This window comes from Vibrio coralliirubri, from assembly GCF_024347375.1.
GTDB classification, from domain to species: domain Bacteria; phylum Pseudomonadota; class Gammaproteobacteria; order Enterobacterales; family Vibrionaceae; genus Vibrio; species Vibrio coralliirubri.
On the sequence record NZ_AP025470.1, the window covers coordinates 3658183 to 3681934 of the forward strand.

Genomic DNA, 23752 nt, shown 5'->3' on the forward strand with positions numbered 1-23752 from the left:
GCGTTTTATTTTATCAGGTTCGAAAAATAGAATGTCAGCATAAATAAACAGGGGCTTTCACTTCTGTATATCAAACAATTTTTTTGATGATAAAAACATCACTACCTTTAGCTTAATGGCATCTTATGAATATTTCTAAATTTCAATTGGTCTACCTTGCAGTTCTTTCAATGCTTGGCTTTATTGCGACCGATATGTATCTTCCTGCATTTAAGGCAATGGAAGTTGATTTCGCAACCGGCCCAGAGCAAATTGCTCTGTCTCTAACGGTATTCCTTGGCGGTATGGCAATGGGTCAGCTTCTTTGGGGCCTAGCGAGTGACAAATATGGTCACCGTAATACGTTGGCGGTTGGTCTTGTTATCTTTACTGCAGCTTCATTCGGCTTAGCATTCAGCACCGAGGTATGGCACCTACTGACACTACGCTTCATTCAAGCGATAGGTGTATGTGCTCCAGCGGTAATCTGGCAAGCAATGGTTATCAAGCGTTACTCACAAAGCAGTAGCCAGCAAATTTTTGCAACCATAATGCCTTTGGTCGCGTTATCTCCTGCATTAGCACCTCAGCTAGGTGTTTTACTGGCGGATAGCTTTGGCTGGCACAGCATCTTCATCACATTAACCTTGATGGGTGCACTGCTAGTGGCGACAACAATGGCTCAACCAAAAGAAGCGCCTGAAGTAAAACAGACATCGATTAAGACAGACATCAAGATGTTGCTTAAATCAAAGCCTTACATGGGTAATGTTTTAATGTTTGCTTCGGCATCTGCAGCGTTCTTCGCTTACCTAACGGGTATGCCAGAGATCATGGCTCAACTAGGTTATGAAGCAAAAGACATCGGCCTAAGCTTCATCCCACAAACAATCGCGTTCATGGCAGGTGGTTACTTCGGTAAGCAAGCAGTGAAGAAATATGGCGATAGCGTTGTACTAAGAAACCTTATCGGTTTGTTCAGCGTAGCGGCGATGCTTATCTTTATCGCATCACAGTGGGAACTGACGTCAATCTGGCCTTTACTAGCACCTTTCTGTTTGATTGCTGTCGCAAACGGTGCACTTTACCCAATCGTAGTAAACCGCGCCCTATCAAGCGCTAAACAGAGCCCTGCGACAGCTGCTGGTCTACAAAACAGCCTGCAAATCAGCATCAGTGGCCTATCAAGTGCATTGGTCGCGGCAATGGCTAGCCAAGCACTAAGTGCGACGGGTATTGCAGTTGTGATCTGTTTGGGTGCATTGTGGGTTGGCTATATTGTTTCGAACAAAGAACTTTCTGAACACTTCGCGACGCCAGACAACTCTCGAGTGGTCGCTGACGAGAAGCAAGACTAATTTCTGGATTAACGAAAACAAAAAAGAGCGAGATTACTCGCTCTTTTTTTATATCTAAATTTCACTTCTACTTATTTTTCAGCAACGTCACCATCGACGACTTCTAACGCAGGCGCTTTATGACGGCTGTATTCATCATAGTTAACCACTCGGCTGCGGCCCATATCTTTCGCCATGTACAAAGCATTATCGGCCATCTTAACCAGAGACTCGGTATCAGAGGCTGGCTTAGGATATGTGGCCACACCAATTGAAACTCCAAGCTGCCCTAGCGATAGGCCTTTGTGCTCAAGGTGCATTGAACGCACCGCATCACACAAGGTTTGACCAAACTCCGTCGCTTCTTGCATTGAATAATGTGGAAGCAGTACCGCTAACTCCTCACCACCGAGTCGGCAAGCAATCTCGTCTTCGCTGACACTCTGTTTGAGTAGCGCACTGATCTCTTTCAATACGAAGTCACCCGCATCATGACCAAAGTTGTCATTGAAGCGTTTGAAGTGATCCAAATCGAGCATCAATAGCGATAATGGCTGCTCGCTGGTGGCCGAATTCATTGAGTGCTCTTCTAGTTTTTGTTCGAAGAAACGACGGTTGAATAAACCAGTCAGCGGATCGCTTAATGCTTGTGAGCGAAGCTTCTCTTGCAGGCTCAGGTTAGCCAATGCCAAGCCTAAATGCTCGGAAACACTGAAAGCTAGTTGCTCAGTAATCGGGTCAATCTTGATGTCACCGACACCAAAATAAAGGTGCATGATGCCGATGGTGTTGCCGTGTGCCGTCAACGGAATACACAGGGTTTGGTTGTTTTCCATCTCATGCATGTGACCACAGGTTAACGAGTGGAAATCATCATTCGATTGATGTGCACGGCCTTTACGCAGTGACCAGCACTCTTCTGGAGCAAAACTCGCGCTTCCCGGCCAAGTCTCTCCCCAATCGAGCTGAGTGATCAACTGGTTACGCGATGCGCGCATCAAAGAAACACTGCCGTTCACGTTACCAAGAATTCGCGGCAAGATATCCGACACGATCTGCTGTGCTTCCACCATGTTGTTACACGCTGCAAGCATATTTGCGAGGCGGTGCATCAACTCGATTTCGTGGGTTCGTTGGCGAATGCGTTCATCTTGCTTCTTCTGTTCTTCTTCCACTCGATGAACAATTTGGCGATTGCTTACGTAAGAGGTGCCGATCAAGAAGCTCAAACTCAGTAACACCATACCAACCAGAATCCCCATCAATTGGAAGTTCATCTGTTTCAGTTGATGCATTGGCGAAGAGATCACGATAACGAAATCTCGCCCGTTAACGCTCTCTTTCATTGAATAATAGATTCGGTCGATGGAGGTAACGGTACTAAAACGGACATCACTGCCAGTACCTTGTTGAAGGGCTTGCTTGAATTCGGGGCGGTTACCGTGATTTTCAACTCTAGCTAGTGCATGGTCTGAAAGATCCGTATCACCAATCACGACACCATCGGGACTGATCACTTGAATTCGGAGTCGAGTGTTGGCTTGCGTTAAGTCTCCGATGTAATCATCTACATCCATATCAGCCGTAAATAACTGACTATCTTCACGAATTTCATAGATAACGTCTGACATCAAAGAGACAAGATGATCACGCTCATTCTCAACAACCAGCTTTTCCAACGTTACATAAAAGCCATAGAGACCTATTAACATTGAAAAAGACAAAATAATGATCGGCAATGTTTGCCATTTCTTTTCAACCAATATCACCGTACATCAACCCATTTATACCGAACTACTGCCCGAATATTAACAATCTATTAAAAAAATACAATTGCCAAATTGATTATTTTGTTAGCAGTGAGTGACCGATACAAAAAAGCCAGTAGCGATGCTACTGGCTTTCTTAAGAATATCTTTTGAACGTTAGAGATTATTTCTTAGTTGGACGTTTCCAATCAGCAATCTTACGTTCTTTCGCACGGCTGATAACCAGCTCATTTTCAGAAACATCGCGTGTTACTGTAGAGCCAGCTCCAACGGTAGCACCATTACCAATCGTAACAGGCGCTATTAATTGGCTATCTGAACCAACGAACACGTCATCGCCGATGATGGTCTTAAACTTATTCGCACCATCATAATTACAAGTAATTGCACCCGCACCCACGTTTACGCGCTGACCAATTTCAGCATCACCTAGATACGTTAAGTGGTTCGCTTTAGAACCTTCACCAAGGCGAGTGTTCTTCACTTCGACAAAGTTACCAACGTGCGAGTTATTACGCATGTCAGCACCAGGACGTAGACGAGTAAAAGGACCAACCGTACAGTCTTCACCTACTGTTGCACCTTCGATCACGCTGTATGGACGAACAATGGTGTTGTCATCAATCTCACAGTCTTTCAATACACAACCAGTGCCGATAACCACGTTGTCGCCAATGCTTACGCTGCCTTCGATGATAACGTTAGTATCAATCTCAACGTCCATACCACATTGCAGTTCACCACGTAGATCGAAGCGGCTTGGGTCGCGTAGCATTACGCCTTGCTTCAATAACTTGTCTGCTTGCTCAGCTTGGTAAGCACGCTCTAGACGAGCCAGTTGAGAGCGGTCATTCACGCCTTCCACTTCAATAGGGCTTACTGGGTGTACAGCTTCAACCGCACGACCTTCGTCGTGAGCCGCTGCGATAACGTCAGTTAGGTAGTATTCACCCTGTGCGTTGTCGTTGCTTAGGCCAGACAACCAGCGCTTCAGATCGCCACCAGTCGCCACCATAACGCCAGTGTTGATCTCTTTGATAAGCTTCTGCTCATCCGTTGCATCTTTCTGTTCAACGATAGCCACAACAGGACCATTACGACGAATAATACGTCCGTAGCCCATTGGGTTGTCTAACACGACAGTAAGTAGCGCGATGCCACCGTTTGGTTGAGCGTCTAATAGGTTTTCAATGGTTTCAGGTGAGATCAGTGGAACATCACCGTATAGCACCAATACTTTTTCATCATCAGCGAAATGTGCAGATGCTTGATCCACAGCGTGACCTGTGCCGAGCTGCTCAGCTTGCAGTGCCCAGTTTACAGATTCTTCAGCTAGGGTAGCCTTCATCTGATCACCACCGTGTCCGTAAACCAGGTTGATGTTTTGGGCGCCTAGACCATTACAGGTATCGATAACATGTTTCACCATTGGCTTACCCGCAAGCGTGTGCAGAACCTTTGGCATGTTTGAATACATGCGAGTGCCTTTGCCCGCCGCGAGAATTACTGCGCTAAACTTCATTGTAAACCTATCCAACATTATTTTTGTTAAGCCGATATTGTAACCGTTTTTGGCCAAAAAATTAAATCGCAATAACCATTTAACCAGTAGTGATACGTAAAAGAAGCATTTTTGAGAAAATCAAAAATGCAAAAAGGCGACCCTTAGGTCGCCTTTATCTCAGAGTCTATAATCTTAAAAAGATTAACGACGCTGTTTTGTCAGTTCGATAACTCGTAACTGAGCAATGGCTTTAGCCAGTTCACCGGCCGCTTGTGCGAAGTCTATGTCGCCATGCTGATTTTGGATATTCTCCACAGCCTTGCGTTTAGCTTCTTCCGCCTTTGCTGCGTCTAGCTCTTCACCACGGATAGCTGTATCAGCCAGTACAGTCGCTGTACCAGGCTGAACTTCTACCATACCACCAGAAACATAAATAATTTCTTCGTGGCCGTGCTGCTTAACAATACGCACCATACCAGGCTTGATAGCGGTCAGCAGTGGAGTATGACCATGGAAAATACCAAGCTCACCCTCACTACCGGTCACCTGAAACGTCTCAACAAGGCCTGAGAAAATTTGTTTCTCTGCACTTACAACGTCTAGGTGAAAGGTTATTGCTGCCATATCGCCTCCTAGTTAGCCTTATAGCTTCTTAGCATTCTCAATAGCTTCGTCAATTGCACCACAGTACATGAACGCTTGCTCTGGAATGTCATCGTATTCACCAGATAGAAGACCTTGGAAGCCACGTAGAGTCTCTTTAAGAGGTACGTAAACGCCTGGGTCACCTGTAAATACTTCCGCTACGTGGTAAGGCTGAGTTAGGAACTTCTCAATCTTACGAGCACGAGATACAACTTGCTTATCTTCTTCAGATAGCTCGTCCATACCTAGGATAGCAATGATATCTTTCAGCTCTTTATAGCGCTGAAGAGTAGACTGAACGCCACGAGCGATGTCGTAGTGCTCTTGTCCAACTACCAATGGATCCAGTTGACGTGAAGTAGAATCTAGCGGGTCGATCGCTGGGTATAGACCCATAGATGCGATGTTACGGTTAAGTACAACCGTTGCATCCAAGTGAGCGAACGTTGTTGCTGGAGACGGGTCAGTCAAATCATCCGCTGGTACGTATACCGCCTGTACAGACGTGATAGAACCAGATTTAGTTGACGTGATACGCTCTTGTAGAACACCCATTTCTTCAGCTAGTGTAGGTTGGTAACCTACCGCAGAAGGCATACGACCTAGAAGTGCTGATACTTCAGTACCTGCTAGTGTGTAACGGTAGATGTTATCAACGAACAGTAGAACGTCACGACCTTCGTCACGGAAGCGCTCTGCCATTGTTAGACCAGTCAGTGCAACACGTAGACGGTTACCTGGTGGCTCGTTCATCTGACCGTAAACCATCGCTACTTTTGATTCTTCAGGTTTTTCGATGTTTACAACACCTGCTTCCTGCATCTCAAAGTAGAAATCGTTACCTTCACGAGTACGCTCACCTACACCTGCAAATACAGATAGGCCTGAGTGTTGAAGTGCGATGTTGTTGATAAGTTCCATCATGTTAACGGTCTTACCTACACCAGCACCACCGAATAGACCGATTTTACCACCCTTAGCGAATGGACAAATCAAGTCGATTACTTTAACACCAGTTTCTAGAAGAGCTGTCTCGTTAGACTGCTCTTCGTAGCTTGGAGCTTCACGGTGAATGGCGTAATGCTCTTCAGCACCAATCTCGCCACACTCATCAATCGCGTCACCTAGGACGTTCATGATACGACCCAATGTCTTAGTACCTACTGGTACTGAGATTGGAGCGCCAGTATTTTCAACTGTCAAACCACGACGTAAACCATCAGAGCTACCCATTACGATTGCGCGAACTACGCCACCGCCAAGTTGTTGCTGAACTTCAAGAACTAGACGTTCTTGTACTTCATTAACATTCAGAGCGTCGTATACACGAGGTACTTCACCCTGTGGGAACTCTACGTCGACTACCGCACCGATGATCTGTACGATCTTACCTGTAGCCATCGTTAATCCTCTAACTATTTAGTTTTACCTAAGCTTAAACCGCAGCTGCGCCTGAAACGATCTCAGAAAGTTCTTGTGTAATCGCCGCTTGACGCGCTTTGTTATACACAAGTTCTAAGTCATCAATAATGTCACCAGCGTTATCTGTTGCTGATTTCATTGCAATCATTCGAGCCGCTTGCTCACAAGCAAGGTTCTCAACCACACCTTGGTACACTTGAGATTCGACATAGCGAACCAATAGTGCATCTAGTAGTGGTTTTGGCTCGGGCTCATAAATGTAGTCCCAAGAATGACTGCGTTTCATTTCTTCGCTGTCTGATTTAGGCAAAGGAAGTAATTGATCGATCGTTGGTTCTTGAACCATAGTGTTTTCAAACTTGTTGAACACTACGAACAGGCGATCTAATTCGCCTTCATCATATTTCTTCAGCATAACGCTTACAGAGCCAATCAAGTCTTCAAGGCTTGGACGATCGCCCAGGCCAGAAACTTGAGCTGCTACTTTCGCGCCGCTGTTGTTGAAAAATGCTGTCGCTTTTGAACCTACAATTGCAAGTTCAACGTCAGCACCTTTCTCAGACCAATCTTTCATGTCGTTCATGGCTTTTTTGAACAAGTTAATGTTCAAACCACCACAAAGACCACGGTCTGTAGAAACGATGATGTAACCAACACGTTTGGCTTCACGTTCCTCAAGATAAGGATGCTTATACTCGAGGCTACCATTAGCCAAATGACCGATCACTTTACGCATTGTTTCTGCATATGGACGAGTAGCTTCCATTGCGTCTTGAGAACGACGCATTTTTGAAGCTGCTACCATTTCCATTGCTTTCGTAATCTTCTGTGTGCTTTTAACACTACCGATTTTATTACGTATCTCTTTTGCGCCGGCCATCGTTACTCTCCGTTAATGGTATGAGGTGGCCCTAAGACCACCTACCAATTACCAGGTCTGGGTTGCCTTGAAATCGTCAACAAGCTTCTTCAGCTCAGCTTCGATTTCTTTATTGAAAGCACCCGTTGTGTCGATCTGTGTTGCTAGATCGGCATATTGACCACGAGCAAACGACAGTAAAGCAGCTTCAAAGTCTAGAACTTTAGAAAGTTCAACGTCTTGAAGGTATCCACGCTCTGCAGCGAAGATTACTAGAGCTTGGTCAAATACAGACATAGGAGCGTATTGCTTCTGCTTCATCAGTTCTGTAACTTTTTGACCGTGGTCTAGCTGCTTCTTAGTCGCTTCATCAAGATCCGAAGAGAACTGAGCAAATGCTGCAAGTTCACGGTATTGAGCTAGAGCAGTACGGATACCGCCAGATAGCTTCTTGATGATTTTAGTCTGCGCCGAACCACCTACACGAGAAACTGAGATACCTGGGTCAACAGCTGGACGTACGCCCGCGTTGAATAGCTCAGTTTGTAGGAAGATCTGACCATCAGTAATCGAGATTACGTTCGTTGGTACGAATGCAGATACGTCACCAGCTTGCGTTTCGATGATAGGTAGAGCAGTTAAAGAACCAGTCTTGCCTGTCACTTCACCGTTAGTGAATTTTTCTACGTATGCTTCGCTTACACGAGCAGCACGCTCTAGTAGACGAGAGTGAAGGTAGAAAACATCACCTGGGAACGCTTCACGACCTGGTGGACGCTTAAGTAGTAGCGAGATTTGACGGTAAGCTACAGCTTGCTTAGATAGATCATCATAAACAATCAGTGCATCTTCACCGCGATCACGGAAGTATTCGCCCATCGCACAACCAGCATACGGTGCAAGGTATTGCAGCGCTGCAGATTCAGAAGCAGATGCAACAACAACAACAGTGTTTGCTAGTGCGCCGTGCTCTTCTAGTTTGCGAACTACGTTAGCAATAGTCGACGCTTTTTGGCCGATAGCTACGTAGATAGAGAAAATACCAGAATCTTTTTGGTTAATAATCGCATCGATCGCCATTGCTGTTTTACCAGTCTGACGGTCACCGATTACTAGTTCACGTTGACCACGACCGATAGGGATCATTGAGTCAACAGACTTGTAACCAGTTTGAACAGGTTGATCTACCGATTTACGGTCGATTACACCTGGTGCGATAATTTCTACAGGCGAAGTCAATTTAGCTTCGATTGGACCTTTACCATCAATTGGCTCACCTAGCGTGTTTACAACACGACCAAGCATTTCAGGACCAACTGGTACTTCTAGAATACGACCAGTACCTGTAACTTTCATGCCTTCCTGTAGGTCAGCATACGGGCCCATTACAACAGCACCAACCGAATCACGGTTCAAGTTTAGTGCTAGAGCGTAACGGCCACCCGGTAGTTCGATCATTTCACCTTGCATCACGTCCGCTAGGCCGTGGATGCTAAGGATGCCATCGCTTACAGAAACGATAGTACCTTCATTGCGAGCTTCACTAACAACGTCGAAAGATTCAATACGTTGTTTAATTAGATCGCTAATTTCAGTGGAATTAAGTTGCATGCTCCAATCCCCATTAAGACTGCAATGCATCGCTCAGGCGGTCTAAACGACTGCGCGCTGAGTTATCGATGACTAGGTCTCCGGCTCGAATAATAACTCCACTAAGTAGAGTCTCATCTATACTGCAATTCAGCTGAACTTTGCGCGCTAAGCGCTGTTCCAATTTGCTGCTGATCTCTGCGCATTGTTCTTCAGAAAGTTCAACCGCTGAAGTTACTTCAACGTCGATCTCTTTCTCATACTCTTTTTTGAGTATAAAGAACTCTTTACAAACATCAGGAAAAGCCATTAAGCGGCCATTCTCTGCCATCACTTTAATTAAGTTCTGACCGAATTCATCAAATTGTTCGCCACAAATTACAATGAATACTTCAGCTAATTTTTCAGCAGTCATAGAACCGCTTAATAAATTATGAACATCATCATTTTGTGCCACTTCGGCAGCAAAAGTAAGCATCTGACCCCATTGGTCTAGCTCACCTTTATCTACCGCAAAGTCAAACGCTGCTTTAGCATAGGGGCGTGCGATTGTAGTCAAATCAGACATATACAGCCCCTTGCTTTAAAGTTTTGCAGTAATGTTGTTAAGAAGATCATCGTGTACATCTTTATCGATTGTACGCTCAAGGATTTTCTCAGCACCAGCTATAGCCAGAGTTGCGACTTGTTTGCGCAGGTCATCACGGGCACGTGTACGCTCTGCTTCAATTTCTGCTTCAGCTTGCGCTAAGATTTTCTGGCGTTCTGCCTGAGCTTCTTCGCGTGCTTCATCAATAATTTGAGCTTTACGTTTGTTTGCCTGATCAATAACCTCAGTTGCAGTGCGCTTTGCTTCTTTCATTTGCTCAGAAGCGTTGGCTTGTGCCAGGTTCAAGTCTTTAGCAGCGCGTTCAGCAGCTACTAGACCGTCAGCAATTTTTTTCTGACGTTCTTCAATTGCTTGCATGATTGGTGGCCATACATATTTCATGCAGAACCAAACAAACAATGAAAAAGCAATTGCTTGACCTAACAGAGTTGCGTTCATATTCACAACAGCTACCCCTCGTTAAGAATCAACTACAAAAATTTAATTAACTATTGAGAGTTAATTAGCCTGCTAGTTGACCAACAAATGGGTTAGCAAACGTGAATAGTAGTGCAATTACGATACCGATCATTGGAACAGCATCCAGTAGACCAGCGATGATGAACATCTTAACTTGTAGCATTGGAGCCATTTCAGGTTGACGCGCAGCGCCTTCTAGGAATTTACCACCAAGAATAGCAAAACCAATTGCAGTACCTACGGCACAAAGACCAACAATAATAGCAACAGCGATTGCTGAAAAACTTAGTACAGTTTCCATTTACGTTCTCCGATTAACATTAATAGTTAGAATAAAGCTTAAAAATTTTTTTTAGTGATCACTATCTTCATGAGCCATTGATAAGTAAACGATTGTCAACATCATGAAAACAAACGCTTGAATCAAAATAACCAAGATATGGAAGATAGCCCAAGGTAGTGCACCTACCCATTGTAAGTACCACGGTAGCATTGCCGCGATAAGAATAAACACCACCTCACCCGCAAACATATTACCAAATAAACGCATACCTAGAGATAGTGGCTTCGCTAATAACGAAATTACCTCAAGTACCAAGTTAAATGGAATCATGATTGGGTGATTAAATGGATGCAGTGCCAATTCTTTAGCAAATCCGCCTAGACCTTTCACTTTGATGCTGTAGTAGATCATCAGAGCAAAAACACCTAAAGCCATTGCCATTGTTATATTTACATCAGCTGTAGGAACCACTTTCAAGTAAGGGATACCTAGCCAATGCTCTGCAGGATATGGTAAGAAATCGATAGGCACTAAGTCCATCAAGTTCATTAAAATAATCCAGCAGAATATAGTCAGTGCTAGTGGGGCAATCAGAGGGTTGCGGCCATGGAAAGTTTCTTTAACGTTGTCACCAACGAATTCCACTACCATTTCAACAAAACACTGAAGCTTACCAGGTACACCTACTGTTGCTTTCTTAGCGACTGAGCGAAAAACCCAAAGGAATAACATCCCTGTCAACACCGAAAAAAACAGACTGTCTATATGTACGTTCCAGAAACTTGTCTCCTCTACAAGACCAAACTTAGCTAAAGAAAGGTTTTGTAAGTGGTGTTCAATGTATCCGGATGCTGTTGGCGCAGCCATAACTCATCCTATTTTTTATTGTTAATGAAAAGCACTGGCGCAAAGATATTAATACCTAGAACCAGTAAATAGGTCAGTTTGAGGGGAACTAATTCCACCTGCATATACATGTAGACAATAGAGAATAGTAAAACTGTGATAAGGATTTTTAGCGCTTCGCCTGCATAGAACGACGCCGCAACTAACTTAGTTGCACGAGCTCCACTAAATAGGAAAGCACACACACAAAAAACTGCATTTGCGATGACAAAAATACCGCCACCGATTAATGCAGCAAAACCCCAATCAGGATTAACAGCTAAACCTAACCCTATCGCCACTAATATAACCGCGCTAAGCTCGATCAATAACATTTGCTTTGCAAGCACTCGTCCTGGTCTTGCTAACGCCGCTACCATGTATTCGTTCCTCTTTTAAGCCTTCTTTACTACTCGCTTAAAAGCGTGCTGAGAAATTGGCGAAAATTATACGTTCAGCCAAATTGATTGCAATAACAACGCAGCAATCATTTACATTTTTGCATACAAACCGACAACTTTTGTACGAAATTACTTGTTTATTACATAATTGACCTAAATCAATTATCTCATTTAGTACTCTAGTTTAGCAATAAGTTGCTCTAATTTGTGAGGCTCATCAAGAGTAATCGTCACTTTTGACTTACCACTAACAGAACGAGTAACTGAAACGTTTGCTTGCAATTTTTCCGTGAGTCTTCGTGAAAGTTCGATAGCTTCTGTGTCTTCAGGCTTCGATTCACCTTCAACGTCTGGTTTTAAGCACTTTTTGACAAGTTGCTCCGTTTGACGCACGGTCATTTTTTTGGTTGCCGCAGTGTTTGCTGCTTCAACCTGGGTATCACCTTCAAGCGCAAGCAATGCTCGAGCATGCCCCATTTCCAGTTGTTTATTGGAAACTAAACTTTTTACTTCATTTTCGAGCTGATTTAGACGTAATAAGTTACTCACCGTTGCTCTCGATTTACCGATTACATCAGCGACTTGTTGGTGTGTCAGCTCAAATTCGTTCTGTAGGCGCTCTAGCGCTTGTGCTTCTTCGATAACATTCAGGTCTTCACGCTGAATATTCTCAATCAACGCCATCGCGATAGCGGCCTTGTCTTCAACTCTCTTGATCAGGCATGGCACTTGTTTAAGGCCAGCTTGACGAGCCGCTCTCCAGCGACGTTCACCAGCAATGATCTCGAACTGGTCGTGCGCCAATGGGCGAACTACGATCGGTTGGATAATGCCTTGAGATTGAATTGATGCAGCCAGCTCTTCTAGCGCTTCAGGCGCAATATCCTTACGCGGTTGATATACACCAGGCTTCAAGCAACCAACAGCCAGTTCGATAAGCTCACCATCAGCCGACAACGCCTGACTATGAGAAGCAACTTGCTGTTTTTCACGAGCCAATGAGCTAGTTGCAAGCAATGCATCTAGCCCTTTTCCTAAACCACGCTTAGACATTGAGCGAATTCCTTTGGTTGGACCTATACTGGGACTTCTTCACGACGCAACATTTCGCCTGCAAGAGCAAGATAAGCCTTAGCTCCTGCGGAATATTTGTCGTAGTACATTGCTGGCTTGCCGTGACTCGGGGCTTCTGCCAGACGCACATTTCTAGGGATCACAGTTCGGTAGACTTTGCTACCAAAGTGTTTTTTGAGTTGATCAGATACTTCGTTCGATAAGCGGTTGCGAGGATCGTACATAGTACGCAGAAGACCTTCGATCTTCAGGTTCTCGTTTACAACAGCCGCTAGCTTACTGATGGTATCCATCAATGCAGTCAAACCTTCCAAAGCAAAGTATTCACATTGCATAGGAACCAATACGGAGTCGGCCGCAGCCATCGCGTTGATTGTAAGAAGGTTTAATGAGGGTGGGCAATCAATAAAGATGAAATCATAGTTATTGCGAATGGATTCGAGTGCGTTTTTTAAACGAACTTCACGAGCAAACACTTCCATCAGCTTGATTTCTGCCGCAGTAACGTCGCCGTTCGCGGCGATGAGGTCATAATTACCAGATGTACTCCGGCAAACCACCTCATCAAATGGGGTGTCTTCAACCAACAAATCGTAAGCAGTTGCTTCAACTTGATACTTGTCGACACCGCTCGCCATAGTGGCATTACCTTGAGGATCGAGGTCAACAACCAATATCTTGCGTTTTGTTGCCGCCATTGATGCTGCTAAATTAATGCAAGTTGTTGTTTTTCCTACGCCACCCTTCTGGTTGGCAATTGCTACGATTCTACCCACTATGGCCTCGCTGATTATCCCTGACGCGATAAAGTAACTAGATGACGCTCTCCATCAAGCTCTGGCACTTGCAAAGCTTTAATGTCTGTCACTGAACACCATTCAGGTAACAGGTCGATTTCGTCTCTAGGATGTTGTCCCTTAAGAGCCAAAAATACACCGGATTGCTCTTTAGGTAAATGGTGACACCACTCTACCATGTCTGTCATTGACGCAAATGCACGACTGAGCACTGCATCAAACTTTTCTTCTGGTTGAAATTCTTCAACGCGACTTTGAACTGGTACCACGTTGTCGATACCCAGCTCATGAATCACCTGTTTGATAAAACGAATACGCTTACCTAGGCTGTCTAGCAAGTAAAACTCGCAGTCTGGATTCATGATTGAGAGCGGAATCCCAGGAAGACCAGGTCCCGTGCCCACATCGATAAAGCGCTTACCTTGTAAGTGAGTGCTAACAATGATGCTATCTAAGATATGTTTCACCATCATTTCTTGCGGGTCACGAACTGATGTTAGGTTATAAGCCTTGTTCCACTTGTTCAGTAACTCAACGTAGCCAACCAACTGGCCACGTTGTTTTTCAGATACTTCAAGTTCAGTCTGGCCAATCAGGTGATCCAGTTTTTCGCGTAATGCGCTCATTATGCTTCCTCACCTTTTTTCAACAGGCCGTGTTTTTTCAAGTAAACCAACAGAATTGAGATTGCTGCAGGTGTGATACCTGAAATTCGCGAAGCAATACCAATTGAGTCAGGCTTAGCTGTCGTTAGTTTAAGAACCACTTCGTTAGAAAGTCCTTTTACCTTGCTGTAATCGATATCAGCAGGCAGTTTGGTATTTTCATGACGCAGTGATTTTTCAATTTCGTCTTGTTGACGCTGAATGTAACCATCGTACTTCACTTGGATCTCAACTTGCTCAGACGCTTGTTGATCTTCCAGTGCAGGACCAAAACGATCCAATGCGGTTAGCTGTGAATAAGTCATTTCAGGGCGACGAAGAAGATCTTCACCACTCGCTTCACGAGACATTGGTGTTTTCAGAATTTGGTTCAGTTGATCAATATCTTCAGATTTTGGATTAATCCAAGTCTCTTTCAGACGTTGACGCTCCTTCTCCATGTTTTCCATCTTCTCGTTGAAACGAGCCCAACGAGCGTCATCAACAAGGCCAAGTTCACGCGACTTTTCAGTCAAGCGGATATCGGCGTTGTCTTCACGAAGCAGCAGACGGTATTCCGCGCGAGATGTAAACATGCGGTAAGGTTCTTTGGTACCCATGGTCGATAGGTCGTCAATCAGCACGCCCATGTAAGCTTGGTCACGACGCGGACTCCAGCCCTCTTTGCCTTGAGTAAACAAACTTGCATTCAGACCGGCCATCAAGCCTTGTGCAGCCGCTTCTTCATAGCCAGTGGTACCGTTGATTTGACCCGCAAAGAATAGACCTTTGATAAACTTAGTTTCGTAAGTCAGCTTAAGGTCGCGAGGATCAAAGAAATCGTACTCAATCGCATAGCCAGGTCGAACGATATGAGCATTTTCAAAACCCTTCATCGAACGAACAATTTGAACCTGTACATCAAATGGCAGACTGGTCGAGATACCATTCGGGTATAGCTCGTGAGTCGTTAGACCTTCAGGCTCAATAAAAATTTGGTGACTGTTCTTGTCAGCAAAACGCATTACTTTGTCTTCAATCGAAGGACAGTAACGAGGGCCAATGCCTTCAATTACACCCGCGTACATAGGGCTGCGATCAAGGTTGGCACGAATTACGTCATGCGTATTTTCATTGGTATGCGTGATGTAGCATGGAATTTGACGAGGTTGTTGAGCTCGGCTACCCATGAACGAGAAAACAGGCGTCGGGTTATCGCCGTGCTGAACCTCAAGCTCAGAAAAATCAACGCTACGCGCATCGATACGAGGAGGAGTACCTGTTTTCAGGCGATCAACTCGGAATGGAAGATCACGAAGACGGTCAGCCAGTGCGATCGATGGTGGATCGCCAGCACGGCCGCCTGAAGAACTTTCCATACCAATATGGATCTTGCCGCCTAGGAATGTGCCCACAGTCAGAACCACAGCGCTTGCGCGGAACTTAAGGCCCATCTGCGTTACCACACCCACCACTTGATCCTGTTCAACGATCAAGTCATCAACCGACTGTTGGAACAAAGTCAGGTTTGGCGTGTTTTCAAGAACGTTACGAACAAAGGCTTTGTACAGTGCGCGGTCAGCTTGTGCACGAGTAGCACGAACCGCAGGGCCTTTTGATGCGTTCAATGTTCTGAACTGAATACCTGCATGATCAATAGCTTGAGCCATTAATCCACCCATTGCATCGACCTCTTTTACCAAGTGGCCCTTACCGATCCCGCCAATGGCTGGGTTACAAGACATTTGTCCTAGTGTATCGATATTATGAGTAAGTAATAACGTACTTTGACCAGTACGTGCAGATGCGAGTGCGGCTTCCGTTCCTGCATGGCCACCACCAACAACGATGACGTCAAATTTTTCGTGATAAAGCATGAACCGACCTCAGGTATTCAAACGTTTTCTAGATTGATAAAAAGGAGCGATATTCTACCTGTTTTCATAGCCTGAGAAAACGTTTTTGGGATTTTTCGAAAAAGCTGTTTTTAATTAATATAGATAAGATCTTTAAGGAGATCTTTTATTAGATCTATTATTAGGATCGAGGGTGTCTGTGGATAAGTCGAAAATGATCAACGAGATCATGGATCTTTTTTGGATCAAATGATGTGATCTAACTTTGATCAGGATGAGGATTAGCTGGGATCAAAATGGCTACTTATTCACAGGAGGAAATTAGCCTAAAACTTGTTATTTGGATAACTATAGGTTAATCACCGTATATGTATGATCTTATCCACAGCAGAAATTGAAAATAGATCGCTAATTTTCGATGTTTTTGAAAAAAAGTTATTCACAATCGCGATGTTCAGAGACAAAAAAAGCGGCATAAGCCGCTTTTTGAGAGAAGAGAGAGGTTAAAACTGGTCGCTATGATCGTTGAACCAAGCTTCTGCTGCGTCTTCTGGTACCGGAGTTTCCAATACATCGATGGTAAAACAGTCAGAAATAGGCTGAGCACCGAGCTCTTTCATCTGGCTGTGGACTGATTTTCCCGCCAAACAGAAGGTATCATAACTCGAATCACCAAGCGCCACGACAGCAAAGCGAACCTGGCTTAAATCTGGAGATTGCTGGGTCAATACGTCGATAAACGGCTTAATATTATCTGGAAATTCACCAGCACCATGAGTTGAAGTCACCAGCAACCAAAAGCCTTGTTGGGGAATATCATCGAATTCAGGCTGATTATGAAGGGTGATCTCGTGGCCTTGCTCTTCAAGAAGATCATTAAGGTGATCGCCAACGTACTCTGCACCACCTAAGGTACTGCCTGTAATAATGTGGATCATTAAACTGTCCTTACTAAAGAAAAAGGCCAGCATGAGCCGGCCTTTAAAGGTTATTTACCAATACAGAAAGAGGTGAAGATACGGCCGAGTAGGTCATCGGAACTGAACTCACCAGTAATCTCGTTAAGGTGTTGCTGCGTTATACGCAGTTCTTCTGCCAAGATTTCCCCTGCCATATAGCCTTCGAGCTGTTGCTGGCCAATATCTAGATGCTCAGATGCGCGTTCTAGGGCATCTAAGTGGCGACGACGTGCCATGAAGCCACCTTCATTGCCACCAGCAAAGCCCATGCAATCTTTTAAGTGATTACGTAGTGCATCAACGCCTTGTCCCGTCTTTGCTGATAGTCGAATCAGAGTTGGATCATTAACATGGCAAATCCCGAGATCTTCACTGGTTTGATCGGCTTTGTTACGAATCACGGTCATTCCGATGTTATTCGGCAGACGATCAACGAAATCGGGCCAGATATCTTTCGGGTCGGTCGCGTCGGTAGTGGTGCCATCGACCATAAATAAAACGCGATCGGCTTGAGCAATTTCTTCCCAAGCGCGTTCAATACCGATTTTTTCGACTTCATCTGAGGCTTCACGCAGGCCTGCGGTATCAATAATGTGCAGTGGCATACCATCAATATGGATATGTTCACGCAGAACATCACGCGTGGTACCAGCAATATCAGTCACAATCGCGGAGTCTTTACCCGATAATGCATTCAATAAGCTCGACTTACCGGCATTAGGACGACCTGCAATCACCACCTTCATACCTTCACGCATAATGGCACCTTGATTGGCTTCTTGGCGAACCGCTTCGAGGTTGTCGATGATGGCTTGTAAGTCAGCACTTACTTTACCGTCAGCAAGGAAATCAATCTCTTCTTCTGGGAAGTCGATAGCGGCTTCAACATAGATGCGTAAGTGAATCAGAGAGTCCACCAGCGTATTAATGCGTTTTGAGAACTCACCTTGCAACGATTGCAGGGCTGATTTCGCCGCTTCTTCTGAACTGGCATCAATGAGGTCGGCAATCGCTTCTGCTTGGGTTAAATCCATTTTGTCGTTCAAGAACGCACGCTCCGAGAACTCACCAGGGCGTGCTGCACGTAGCCCTGGAATCGCGAGGATGCGCTTGATGAGCATATCCATTACCACAGGACCACCGTGGCCTTGTAGCTCTAATACGTCTTCACCAGTAAACGAGTGCGGGTTAGGAAAGTAAAGCGCGATGCCTTGGTCTAGCTCTAAACCATCGTGAGATTTAAAAGGGGTGTACTCAGCGTAACGTGGTTTCAGTACTTTGCCGGTAACTTCAAGCGCAACTTGGGCTGCTTGTGGGCCTGAAACGCGAATAATACCGACGCCGCCACGGCCGGGTGCAGTCGCTTGAGCAACAATCGTATCTGTAGTCATAGTTGTGCCTGCTAGCATGTGAAAGCCAAAAAGGGGCGCTCACGATTAATCAATTAGCTGAATTGTAATCAGCTAAAAACAAAAAGGCGACCTTTTGGTCGCCTTTCTTTATCTCTTTCTATTATCGAACTTACTTAGAATGTAAGCCTTTCTTTTCCAGCGCGCGGTAGATAAGCGTTTGCTGAATCAGAGTTACGATGTTCGATACTAGCCAGTATAGAACCAGACCTGAAGGGAAGAACAGGAAGAAGAATGTGAACATAACCGGCATAAAGGTCATGATCTTCTGCTGCATTGGATCCGTTACAGTTGTCGGGCTCATCTTCTGGATTAGGAACATTGAAGCACCCATCAGAAGTGGCAAGATGTAGTATGGGTCTTGTGCTGAAAGGTCAGTAATCCAACCGAAGAACGGTGAGTGACGCAGTTCAACAGACTCCATTAGTGCCCAGTATAGCGAAATGAAGATAGGCATTTGCAGAAGGATAGGTAAACAGCCACCTAGTGGGTTTACTTTCTCTTTCTTGTAAAGCTCCATCATTTCTTGGCTCATGCGTTGACGGTCGTCGCCGATACGCTCACGCATTGCAGTCAGCTTAGGCTGAAGCATACGCATTTTCGCCATAGACGTGTACTGAGCTTTCGTTAGTGGGTACATAGCACCACGAACGATGAAAGTTAGGATGATGATTGCCACACCCCAGTTCGATACGAAGCTTTGAATGAACGAAAGCAGAGTATGAAGTGGTTTAGCAATGAACCATAACCAACCGTAGTCAACTACTAGGTCTAGGTTAGGTGCAGTTTCAGCCATTTGGTCTTGAAGTTTTGGACCAACCCAAAGCGTTGCTTTGAAGCTCGCTTCGTCGCCATTAGCGATAGTCTTGTTCGGCATACGAACACCGATGTCGCCTAGGTTACCGATTACACGAGTGTAAAGGTTGCTGCCTGCTTCGTCGCGTGGGATCCAAGCACTTGCAAAGTAGTGTTGAATCATCGCTGCCCAACCTTGACCGTTTGCTAGGTTAAGAGACAGGTTGCGATCTTGCATGTCGTCGAAGCTGTATTTTTTGTAACGCGTATCTTCCGTAGAGTAAGCACCACCACGGTAAGTTGGCATTGTTAGGCTACCGCCGTCATCCATTACGTTCTGACGTAGGTGAGCGTACATGCCGAATGTCGCGTTGTTACCAGAGTTGTTGACTACATCGTATTCAACATCTATTGCGTAGTTGCCACGCTTAAGGACGAATGTTTTCGTGTAATCAAGGCCGTTCGCTTGGTAAGTCATTGGGATGCGTAGTTCATCCTGACCATCAGCAAGCGTGAAGCTGTCTGCTGAAACCGTGTAGCTCGGGCGGTTTGTGCTGCTTAGGTCGATACCTTGAGGACCCACTAGACCGCTTTGTGCGATAAATTGGTGACCAGGTTCGTTTTTAAGAAGAACAAACGTATCTTCTGAATCGAACTCAGCAGAGTAATCGTTTAGGTTTGCTTTAACGACATCACCACCAACCGTATCAATTGACAGAGTCAGTACATCAGTTGTTACTGTGATAGTTTTAGCAGAAGCAACTTGACCAGGAGCCGGGTCTAGATCATCTGCATAAGATGGCGCTGGTAGGGTGCTGCCAGATTGTGCCTGCTCAACCGCTTGTGGTGCTGGATTCTGAGCTACGTTCCATTGTTGGAACAGTAGGAAAGAAACCAAAGCCAATGCGATTAACAGGATATTACGTTGAGAATCCATCGTTATTTATCTCTGTCTTGTTTTTGGACTGGTGGAACGGGGTCAAAGCCCCCTTCGTTCAAAGGATGGCATTTTAATAGACGTTTGCCTGATAACCAACACCCTTTTACAAAACCGTGAGCTTTCAACGCTTCTATCGCATATAAAGAGCAGGTTGGAGTAAATCGGCAGCGTGGGCCGATGAGTGGACTAATAAACCATCTATAAAAATAGATGGGTATTAGCGCTATCCACGCGAAGGGCGAGACAGGCGAAGCCATAATTTGTCGAGTAGCTTGAACATTTCTTCATTGCTTAAATCTTGCGCGCTCTTCTTAGCGATTACAACAAAATCTTTGTTAGGAAGTTTGTGTTGAGTGTTACGAAAGCTTTCACGAGTAAGACGCTTGAATCGGTTACGACCCACGGCGGTTTTAATCTGCTTTTTCGGAACGGCTAATCCAAGACGAGGATTTGAAAGAGAGTTATTTCGGGCAATGATGGTGAAATGAGGGGAGCCAGCTCGATGAGCTTGCTTGAAGACATTTTGATAATGTTCGGGAGTTAACAAGCGTAACTCCCGACCGAAGGCTAGCTTATTCAAAATAATCAAAGATTACTTAGAAAGACGCTTACGGCCTTTTGCACGACGTGCATTGATTGTTGCGCGACCGTTCTTAGTAGCCATGCGAGCACGGAAACCGTGAGTACGCTTACGCTTTAGAACTGTAGGTTGAAAAGTGCGTTTCATTGTAATTACCTTACTGATCAGTAGTTTTAGGTTTTTGTTAAACCCGGCGTGGGCATTTTTTCACTTCTTTATATAAGAAAGGAAAACCGACGCCTCTCAACAAAGAGGCGGAATTGTAATCACTGTCACAAAAAGTGTCAATGATTGGGTTAACTAAAATTCCGGTCGGGGGATTATACGTAGAATAACTAAAATCACAAGGATCCTTAGTCGATCCCAACCTTATTTAAGAATTTTTTTAATTTAGAATCCTGTGGATTACCAAAAATATCCTGTGGAGATCCCTGCTCGACAATATGACCGTCAGCCATGAAGATCACTCGGTCTGCGACCTCTCTAGCGAACTGCATTTCATGGGTAACCACCAGCATGGTTTGATGCTGATTTGCCAGTTTTTTCATTAGGTTAAGCACTTCGCCAACCCACTCAGGATCGAGCGCTGAAGTCGGCTCATCAAACAGTAAAAGCTCGGGTTGTAGTGCCATTGCACGGCCAATACCCACCCGTTGTTGTTGGCCACCAGAGAGCGCGGCTGGGTAGCTATCACCTTTGTCACCTAAGCCAATATCATCAAGTATTTGTTGTGCTTTTTCATGGGCTTGCTGTTTTTTCCAACCACGAACGGTAATTAAACCTTCAGCAATATTCTGTCTCGCGGTTTGGTGAGCGAACAGTGCATAGTTTTGGAACACAAAACCGGTCTTACGACGCAGTGCAAGCACCTCTGCCTTAGTGTGTTTCTGAGTATCAACCTTGATATCATCAATCGAAATCGTGCCTTGATCGGCTTGCTCTAGAAAATTCACACAACGCAATAGGGTAGATTTTCCCGTACCACTTGAACCTATGATGACAATTATCTCACCTTGTTTGATTTCTAGGTCGATCCCTTTCAAAACTTCGGTGTCACCAAACTGCTTGTGGATATTTTGTAATTTGATCATCGTACATACGCCTTATTCAGTTTCACTTCGGCCCAAATTTGAATACGAGTGAGGATAACCACCACGCCCCAGTAAATCAGCGCGACCGCTAAGAAAGCCTCGAAGAAGCGGAAACTTGAAGAAGCCTCCATTTGAGCTTTAGCCATGATTTCGGCGACACCTAGGGTGAAGGCAAGTGAAGTCGACTTGATCATATCGATGAAGTAGTTCATCAACGACGGCAGTGCCACGCGAGTTGCTTGCGGTAAGATCACTCGGCGCATCGCTTGGCTGGTTGTCATACCGACCGAAAGGCTGGCTTCCATCTGGCTGCGATCAATACCGATAATCGCGGCACGAATACTTTCTGCCATATACGCGGCAAAGTGCAGGGTTAAGCCAATCACAGCGGCGCTGAAGGCATCCAACCCAACCATCCACGGGAAGACTTGTGGTAAGCCGTAATAAAGGAGGAACAGCTGCACCAACAGTGGGGTGCCTCGGAAGAAGCTAATGTACAACTGGCTCAGTTGGTCGAGTACTGGGATTTTGAATACACGAATATTCGCCAGTATCAGAGACAGAATTAGAGCAAAGAATAAGCCCCAAGTCGCCATCTCCATCGTGGTGCCTAAATACTTCAGTAGTATCGGCAACAGCTCTAGCATGTAATTAAAGTCAAATCCCATAATCTATCTCGTATTTTTATTGGCAGTGTTGTTCTATATGTAAGTACTGTTCTATCAGATTTTTTAATCAGTGCACAAAAGCAAAAAGCCCACCGCTGTATAAAGCAGTGGGCCTTGAATGGAGAAAGTGAGTAATTACTTCTGAGTAATGTCCGCACCAAACCATTTCTGAGAGATACTTTCTAGCGTACCATCTGCGCGCATTGCTGCTAATGCTTCATTTACTTCTGCTTGCAGTTTTTTGCCGTTATCGTTGTCGACGAAAGGCCAAGCGTTTTCAATTGTTTCGAATGGCTGACCCGCCAGTTGTAATGGTAGACCAGTCTTCTTGATAAGCTCTAGTGCTGATAGGCGATCCATTACGAATGCATCGGCGCGGCCCAGTGCCACATCATGTTCAATACCTGTATCGTAGGTTTTTACATTGATCTTGCCATCTTTGTCGTAACTGCGAAGCAGTTGTTCAAAGTTTGAGCCTAGGTTTACCGCAACTGTTTTGCCATCAAGGTCTTCGATGCCTTTAATGCTGTCATTACCTTTACGAACGGTAATTTGTGCGCCGTCTACTACGTATGGGTCTGCGAATAGGTATTTCGCTTTACGTGCATCCGTCATTGTAATTTGGTTTGAAATGGTATCGATGCGACCCGTTTCAAGAAGACCAAACAGACCAGAGAAGTTTGCCGTTACGTATTCAACCTTGTAATCGTTACGCTTACCGATCTCATCCCATAAATCCACTTCAAAACCCTGTAGTTGGTCTTGTTTAACGAACGTAAACGGGAAATAGCGACCAGACATGCCGACTTTAACTTCAGTCGCAGCTTGAACAGTAGCAGCAGAGAGTGCGATAGCCGCAATTGCAGCCTTAATCCAGTTATTCATTTGGTAACTCCTTATATTTATGGGTTTGGATGTTACTGGGAAAATGCTCACTAGAATAAATAACCAGATGTTATTAACCATAACCAGATTGAATTCCCGATTTGGGGATAACTAGCAAGGATCCGGGCATAAGTGGATCATTGTGTGAGTAAATTAGGGGCAAGATGTGTGGATCCACCGATAAATTACAAATTTATTGTGAATAACTTGGATCTTATTCACTGGATCTGTGATCAATTGCTGGTGATCTGACTTATCAACAGGTAAAATTAGCGGTCATTTCATATTACTTTAAATAGAGTGAGGGCACC

At 44.9% G+C, this 23752-nt stretch carries 25 protein-coding genes; 1 reads left to right on the top strand and 24 read right to left on the bottom strand.

All coding sequences use genetic code 11. The features are described from left to right. The first annotated feature begins 125 nt into the window (after positions 1 to 125). Entirely contained in the window at positions 126 to 1337 is a 1212-nt protein-coding gene (gene punC, locus OCV20_RS16580; protein ID WP_086775438.1) for a purine nucleoside transporter PunC, read from the top strand. A gap of 71 nt (positions 1338 to 1408) precedes the next feature. Here the strand turns inward: punC and OCV20_RS16585 are convergent, their stop codons facing one another. From OCV20_RS16585 to OCV20_RS16700, 24 genes are all read right to left on the bottom strand, one after another. Next, positions 1409 to 3028, bottom strand: coding sequence for a sensor domain-containing diguanylate cyclase (locus OCV20_RS16585; RefSeq protein ID WP_086775451.1), 1620 nt, complete (start codon positions 3026 to 3028; stop codon positions 1409 to 1411). A 220-nt stretch (positions 3029 to 3248) separates the two neighbouring features. Continuing rightward, entirely contained in the window at positions 3249 to 4607 is a 1359-nt protein-coding gene (glmU, locus tag OCV20_RS16590; RefSeq protein WP_086775437.1) for a bifunctional UDP-N-acetylglucosamine diphosphorylase/glucosamine-1-phosphate N-acetyltransferase GlmU, read from the bottom strand. Positions 4608 to 4790: 183 nt separating this feature from the next. Then, on the bottom strand, positions 4791 to 5213 hold the full coding sequence (locus OCV20_RS16595) for a F0F1 ATP synthase subunit epsilon (RefSeq protein ID WP_004735742.1): 423 nt from the start codon (positions 5211 to 5213) through the stop codon (positions 4791 to 4793). 18 nt (positions 5214 to 5231) lie between these two features. Next, positions 5232 to 6635 carry a F0F1 ATP synthase subunit beta gene (atpD, locus tag OCV20_RS16600; RefSeq protein WP_048610850.1) on the bottom strand — a complete coding sequence of 468 codons (1404 nt, stop codon included), beginning with the start codon at positions 6633 to 6635 and terminating at the stop codon, positions 5232 to 5234. A gap of 34 nt (positions 6636 to 6669) precedes the next feature. Beyond that, positions 6670 to 7536: a F0F1 ATP synthase subunit gamma gene (gene atpG / locus OCV20_RS16605; RefSeq protein ID WP_016794171.1), complete on the bottom strand. Its 867-nt coding sequence runs from the start codon at positions 7534 to 7536 to the stop codon at positions 6670 to 6672. Between the two features lie 48 nt (positions 7537 to 7584). Next, the gene (gene atpA / locus OCV20_RS16610) at positions 7585 to 9126 is read right to left on the bottom strand and encodes a F0F1 ATP synthase subunit alpha (protein ID WP_010433235.1); all 1542 of its coding nucleotides are present in this window, start codon (positions 9124 to 9126) and stop codon (positions 7585 to 7587) included. A 13-nt stretch (positions 9127 to 9139) separates the two neighbouring features. Continuing rightward, a complete protein-coding gene (gene atpH, locus OCV20_RS16615) occupies positions 9140 to 9673 on the bottom strand; it encodes a F0F1 ATP synthase subunit delta (protein WP_048618352.1) in 534 nt (177 codons plus the stop codon). A 15-nt stretch (positions 9674 to 9688) separates the two neighbouring features. Then, entirely contained in the window at positions 9689 to 10159 is a 471-nt protein-coding gene (gene atpF / locus OCV20_RS16620) for a F0F1 ATP synthase subunit B (RefSeq protein ID WP_010433231.1), read from the bottom strand. A 58-nt stretch (positions 10160 to 10217) separates the two neighbouring features. Then, positions 10218 to 10475 carry a F0F1 ATP synthase subunit C gene (atpE, locus tag OCV20_RS16625; RefSeq protein WP_004411110.1) on the bottom strand — a complete coding sequence of 86 codons (258 nt, stop codon included), beginning with the start codon at positions 10473 to 10475 and terminating at the stop codon, positions 10218 to 10220. A gap of 51 nt (positions 10476 to 10526) precedes the next feature. Further along, positions 10527 to 11324 (bottom strand): F0F1 ATP synthase subunit A, encoded by a 798-nt coding sequence (gene atpB, locus OCV20_RS16630; RefSeq protein ID WP_017632650.1) that lies wholly within the window; start codon positions 11322 to 11324, stop codon positions 10527 to 10529. An 8-nt stretch (positions 11325 to 11332) separates the two neighbouring features. Continuing rightward, positions 11333 to 11722, bottom strand: a complete 390-nt coding sequence (locus OCV20_RS16635) for a F0F1 ATP synthase subunit I (protein WP_017058798.1) — start codon at positions 11720 to 11722, stop codon at positions 11333 to 11335. A 192-nt stretch (positions 11723 to 11914) separates the two neighbouring features. Then, on the bottom strand, positions 11915 to 12796 hold the full coding sequence (locus OCV20_RS16640) for a ParB/RepB/Spo0J family partition protein (protein WP_086775436.1): 882 nt from the start codon (positions 12794 to 12796) through the stop codon (positions 11915 to 11917). Positions 12797 to 12819: 23 nt separating this feature from the next. Beyond that, a complete protein-coding gene (locus OCV20_RS16645) occupies positions 12820 to 13593 on the bottom strand; it encodes a ParA family protein (protein ID WP_019825554.1) in 774 nt (257 codons plus the stop codon). Positions 13594 to 13607: 14 nt separating this feature from the next. Then, a complete protein-coding gene (gene rsmG, locus OCV20_RS16650; RefSeq protein WP_017058801.1) occupies positions 13608 to 14240 on the bottom strand; it encodes a 16S rRNA (guanine(527)-N(7))-methyltransferase RsmG in 633 nt (210 codons plus the stop codon). Next, positions 14240 to 16135 carry a tRNA uridine-5-carboxymethylaminomethyl(34) synthesis enzyme MnmG gene (gene mnmG, locus OCV20_RS16655; RefSeq protein WP_017058802.1) on the bottom strand — a complete coding sequence of 632 codons (1896 nt, stop codon included), beginning with the start codon at positions 16133 to 16135 and terminating at the stop codon, positions 14240 to 14242. The genes rsmG and mnmG overlap by 1 nt, the downstream gene beginning before the upstream one ends. Before the next feature lie 482 nt (positions 16136 to 16617). Beyond that, the gene (gene mioC / locus OCV20_RS16660) at positions 16618 to 17052 is read right to left on the bottom strand and encodes an FMN-binding protein MioC (RefSeq protein WP_086775435.1); all 435 of its coding nucleotides are present in this window, start codon (positions 17050 to 17052) and stop codon (positions 16618 to 16620) included. A 50-nt stretch (positions 17053 to 17102) separates the two neighbouring features. Further along, positions 17103 to 18464, bottom strand: a complete 1362-nt coding sequence (mnmE, locus tag OCV20_RS16665; protein WP_048618388.1) for a tRNA uridine-5-carboxymethylaminomethyl(34) synthesis GTPase MnmE — start codon at positions 18462 to 18464, stop codon at positions 17103 to 17105. 130 nt (positions 18465 to 18594) lie between these two features. After that, complete coding sequence (gene yidC / locus OCV20_RS16670) at positions 18595 to 20214, bottom strand: membrane protein insertase YidC (protein WP_086775434.1); 1620 nt, start codon at positions 20212 to 20214, stop codon at positions 18595 to 18597. 2 nt (positions 20215 to 20216) lie between these two features. Continuing rightward, complete coding sequence (gene yidD / locus OCV20_RS16675; RefSeq protein WP_004735802.1) at positions 20217 to 20474, bottom strand: membrane protein insertion efficiency factor YidD; 258 nt, start codon at positions 20472 to 20474, stop codon at positions 20217 to 20219. Then, on the bottom strand, positions 20441 to 20764 hold the full coding sequence (rnpA, locus tag OCV20_RS16680) for a ribonuclease P protein component (protein ID WP_017055478.1): 324 nt from the start codon (positions 20762 to 20764) through the stop codon (positions 20441 to 20443). The genes yidD and rnpA overlap by 34 nt, the downstream gene beginning before the upstream one ends. Before the next feature lie 45 nt (positions 20765 to 20809). Continuing rightward, entirely contained in the window at positions 20810 to 20944 is a 135-nt protein-coding gene (rpmH, locus tag OCV20_RS16685; RefSeq protein ID WP_004735800.1) for a 50S ribosomal protein L34, read from the bottom strand. Between the two features lie 206 nt (positions 20945 to 21150). Beyond that, entirely contained in the window at positions 21151 to 21888 is a 738-nt protein-coding gene (locus OCV20_RS16690) for an amino acid ABC transporter ATP-binding protein (protein WP_086775433.1), read from the bottom strand. Beyond that, positions 21885 to 22556 carry an amino acid ABC transporter permease gene (locus OCV20_RS16695; protein WP_009848134.1) on the bottom strand — a complete coding sequence of 224 codons (672 nt, stop codon included), beginning with the start codon at positions 22554 to 22556 and terminating at the stop codon, positions 21885 to 21887. The genes OCV20_RS16690 and OCV20_RS16695 overlap by 4 nt, the downstream gene beginning before the upstream one ends. A 135-nt stretch (positions 22557 to 22691) precedes the next feature. Continuing rightward, positions 22692 to 23441 carry an amino acid ABC transporter substrate-binding protein gene (locus tag OCV20_RS16700; RefSeq protein WP_009848135.1) on the bottom strand — a complete coding sequence of 250 codons (750 nt, stop codon included), beginning with the start codon at positions 23439 to 23441 and terminating at the stop codon, positions 22692 to 22694. Between the last annotated feature and the right edge of the window lie 311 nt (positions 23442 to 23752).